The sequence below is a fragment of the Actinomycetota bacterium genome (genome assembly GCA_005774595.1).
In the GTDB taxonomy this organism is placed as follows: domain Bacteria; phylum Actinomycetota; class Coriobacteriia; order Anaerosomatales; family D1FN1-002; genus D1FN1-002.
Window position 1 is genome coordinate 1 of the sequence record VAUM01000139.1, and the last position, 4,716, is coordinate 4,716.

Consider the following 4,716-nt stretch of genomic DNA (forward strand, 5'->3'; position numbering starts at 1 on the left):
TCGCCGGTGAACGCGGCCGGGTCCTCCGTCACTGCGGCCTTGGCCACCTCGGCCGCGGTCGCGTAGCGGTCGGCGCCCGCGATCCGGGTGACCGTGAGGCCCTCCGTCTCCAGAGCATCGGCCACGCCTTCGGAGACCGCGCCGACCCCGCCGACGACGACCGCCTCGGAAGCGCCGAGGCGCGCGATCTCGTCGGCCACGACCTCGGGCAGCGCGTCGGGCATGGTGAGCAGCACCGGGCCGTCGAGCGCACCGGCCAGCGCCGACGCGGACAGCGCGTCGGGCCAGGTCAGTCCGTTCGCGATCACCACGGACGTGGCCTCCGCGAAGTGCTCCTCGGAGATGGCGCAGGCGGTGTGGAAGCGGTCGTCGCCCGCGACGCGACCCGGGCCTTCGCCGGCGGTGGCGCTCGCGGTGTCGGACGGCGCGCTCTCGAAGCCGTCGCGATCGACGGCCGTCACGCGGAACCAGCACTCGGCCCCGGGCTCCAGACCGGACACGGCCCAGGTCACCCTCTCCACGAACGGCGGCTCGTCCGGCGGGATATCGCCGGGCGCGTCACCTCCGAGGATGCCGGGACCGGGGAGTTCGAACCAGTCGAACGAGGGAGCGAAGTCGTGCTCCTCCCACGGCCCGGTCTTGGCCGGTGCCGTGTAGATGGCGTAGCCCTCCAGGTCGCCCGCCTCGACCCGGTTCCACTGCAGCAGCACGCCCTCGACCGAGGTCTCGGCTGTCAGGCTCGTGGGCACCGAGGGCGGCCCCAGGTTGACGTAGATGCCGTCGGAAGCCTCGCTGGTCACGCCGTTGAAGTCGCGGAACTGCGCGCGAACGGTCTGGGGGCCCTCGATCGGCCACAGATCGATGACCGCCTCCTCGGCGAAGGGTTCCCATGCACCCCATCCGCGACCGATATCGAAGCGCATGTCGACCGCGCGCACCGCGGTCACCGATATGGAGACGTCCTGCCAGCGGGTCACCGTCTCCGCGCCGCCCTCGATGTCGATGCGGCCGCGCGGCGCGCGCGTGTCGACCATCAGCGAGACGGTCGCCGGCGTCGAGCGGTTGCCGCTGGGATCGTAGGCACAGACGAGGTAGTGCGCGACGGTCTCCGTCGCCAGCGTGGTCAGCGCGTAGTCGCGGCAGAACGCCGCCGGGCCGTCGTAGACCGCGACGGCAGCCGGGTCGTCCGGGCCGGTGATCGTCGTCCCGCTCGTACGCAAGACGCGCACGGAGCTGTAGGTGCCGGGCACAGGGTTCATCCACTGCACGAGCGGCGCGCCATCGTCCATGCGAGCGGCCAGCTCGCGAACGGACCCCGGGCCGACGGAGTCGACGATCGCCGCCGACGTCGTCGCCGCGACCGACACGTTGCCTGCGGCGTCGAGCGCGTACGCTGCGTAGTAGGCCACGTCGCCGGTCCTCATCCCCGAATCGTCGGCGGATCCTCCGTCGCCTTCGTAGACGACGGTCGCGCTCGCGTCCTCCGCGCTCGCGGGCGGCGTGCCCACGCGACGCAGGACGCGCGTGTGGTCGAAGTCCAGGTCGACCGGGTCGATCCAGCTCAGCGCCACGTCGCCGTCGGTCCCCGGCACGGCCGTCAGAAGCATCGGCGCGGCCGGTGCCGAGAAGTCGCTGCGGATGCCGATCCCCTTGGAGTAGCCCCAGGCGGAGTTGACGCCGTTGAGGTTGGAGCGCACCCTCACCCACGCGTCGGCCGTGTCGGCCACCGGAACGGTCCAGGTGATGTTCGCGGAACCCGCCGGAGCCGAACCGATCGGTGAGAAGGCATGCGCCTCGAGGCGCAGGTCGTCGATACCGAACCCGTCGCGGCCGTCGGTCGTGTCCATCGCGTACTCGAGGAAGATGAATCGCACGGTGTGCGACCCGGCAGACAGCGGGACCTCGGCCTTCTGCCAATCGGTGTTCAGGTCCCACGCGGCCCACTGCCAGATGCCGTCGACCTCGACGACGGCCCACGTGAAGAACCAGTCCGCGTCCCACCAGTACCAGAAGGACATCGTGCCGCCGCCGTCAGGCACCGTGACGTCCCACTGCAGGGTGCTCGTGGCCTCGCCGCCGGAGGGAGACGCCACCGGACCGCTCCTCGCGGCCCACGAGCCGTCGTGCGCGGTCGACGTGACCGTCCACGACACCGCGCCGGCGGGCGTCGAGAACCCCGCGAGCGTGCCCCCCTCGAAGTCGTGCTCCTCCGCGACGTATGGCAGACCGTACTCGGCTGTGAACGTCGCTCCCGGTGCCGACGCGATCGGCATCGCCCAGCGGACCGGGACGTCCGCCCCCGCCGCCAGGCTCGCGCCCTTCGCTGGGGCGGTCACGACCGGCCGGCCGGGGAACGTGCCCGCCGCCCGGTCGATGTTGAGCCGTCCGCCGGAGCCGACCTTGCCGTCCAGGCCCGGCAGGACGTCGACGGTGTTCTCCAGGCGCGCCTTGATCTCGTCGGCCGAGGCGGCCGGCATCTGGGCCATCAGCAGCGCAGCTGCGCCGGTGACGTGCGGGGCCGCCATCGAGGTGCCCGACAGCGGCGCGTAGAGGCCGAACCCGCCGATCGGCGTCGCGTGGCCATCCGCCGGCGCGATGACGTCAGAACCGCACGGCCACGGCCACGTCAGCCACTCGCGATACGCGGCCGGCAGTCCGGCTTCGAGCCCGTCGAGGATGCCGGTCCCGTGGAAGTCGTAGGTCCACGTGTCGTAGTCGACGCCGTAGCAGTGCAGGTACTGCTCGCACCACTCGGGATCGAAGCCGTACAGCGACAGCTCCGAGACGGCCTCACCGCTGGAGAGCAGCAGTCGGCCGCCGTTGTCGAGGAACGTGCCGATCGCGGCACGGTCGTCCGCGTCGAGCATCTCATCCTGGTCGAACCAACCCCACGCGTCCGCACCGGTGAACCAGACGACCATCTTGCCGTGCATGGCGGCCGCGGTGGGCGTGCCCTGCGTCCCGCAGTCCCAGGTGGTGATCGACGTGAAGCCCGCGGCGGTCAGGTCGGCGGTCCACGTGGCCGCGCGAGCGCCAGGGGTCTCGGATGTCATCATCGAGTAGCTGTCGTCGACGATCAGCACCGGCCAGGTGTCCGGCGCGAGCGCGGCCGCCGTGCGATCGACGATCGCTCGCCGGGTCGTGGTCGGCTCCAGCGCCTCGACTGCCACGCCCATGACGGCGACCCGATACGGCGCGCAGTCCACGAGCAGCGCAGAGGTGCCGAGCGGCAATGTCGATGTCACGTCCACGCCGGGCGCGGCCAAGTCGACGTTCTCCGCGCCGTAGTTCGAGAACGCCGCGATCTCGTCATCGCGGTCGGTCGCGGCGACGCCGACGACGTTGGTGGAGTCGTGGCCGACCGGATAGGTCTCCCAGTCCGGCTGATCGATGTCCGTGCCCCAGTTCCCAGCGGCGCAGACCACGAGGACGCCCTTCGAAGCTGCGTAGTCCAGAGCCTCGCCGATGATCTCGGACGTGCCCCCGCCCCACGAGCAGTTGATGACGTCGGCGCCGTTGTCGACGGCGTAGCGGATCGCCTCCGCGCCCTCGTACTCGCCGCCGCCCCACGGACCGAGGAACTTCACCGGCATGATCGTGACGCCGCCGCGGTTCACGCCGGTGATGCCGATGCCGTTGTCACCCTCGGCCCCGATGATGCCGGCGACATGGGTGCCGTGCTGGTCGCCGTCGGCCTCGTCGAAGACGGTCTCGTCGTACGCGGAGAAGTCGAAGCCGTGGTAGTCGTCCACGTAGCCGTTGTGGTCGTCATCGACCCCGTTGCCGGGTATCTCACCAGGGTTGGCCCATATCCGCGACGCCAGGTCGGGATGCTCGATCTGGATCCCCGTGTCGACGACCGCCACCACCACCGAATCCGACCCGGCCCCCCGGCTCCAGGCGTCGGTCGCGTCGATGTCGGCGTCGGGCGTGCCGCCATCCTGACCGGTGTTGTACAGCGCCCACTGCTGAGGGAAGAGCGGGTCGCTCGGCAGGCTGCCGGCGGTGTAGACCCGCTCCGCGCGCGCATCCGTCGCCAGCCCGATGCGCTTCAGTTCGGAGGCCAGGTCGGCCGGAGACATGCCCGCCGGCGGCTCGACGAGCGCGCGCCCCATCGCAGACGAATCCCGCACGACCTTGAACCCGAGCCGGGCCGCTGCAGCCGCCCGCTGCTCGGCGGGAACCCCGGGCGCCCAGTCCACCACCGCACGTTCGGACGGGCGCACGATCGCCCTGGCTCCGCGCGGTGCGCGCTGCGCGGCGAGCCGTGAGTACACCGCCATCGAGGCAGGGGTCGGCGGCGCAGCCGAGGCGCCCACCGGCCCGGGCACGAGCCCGATGACAAGCGCGGACGCGACAGCGACGGACGCGAGACGGGACCAGCGGGCTCGAATGTGCATCGACGCCTCCCCTTGGCAGCGGATGCGGCCGTGCGGCCGTTCCTGACAGGATACGCCAAGAGCGCGCCCGTAGCCCGCGCGCTTACGGGTCGGCCGTGCCGAGGCGGGTCGGCCTACTCCGACTCGTCCCCCGAGCCGTCCTCGTCGCCGAACGGGAAGAAGGCCGAGATCGCGTCCTCGATGATCGGCGCCATCGCCTTCTCGAGCGGGCTGCCTTCGGTGACGGTGACCTCGCCGAGGTCGATCGTGCCGCCCGTCGCTGCCGACCACGCCGTGAGCCCGGCACACGCCAGACACGGGACGAGCAGCACGACGA

1 protein-coding gene is annotated in these 4,716 nt (G+C 71.6%); it reads right to left on the reverse strand.

Annotated features, from left to right (window positions below; genetic code table 11):
* Positions 1–4,400: hypothetical protein (locus tag FDZ70_06500; protein TLM76529.1), on the reverse strand; the 4,400-nt coding region annotated here is incomplete at its 3' end.
* Positions 4,401–4,716: the final 316 nt, after the last annotated feature.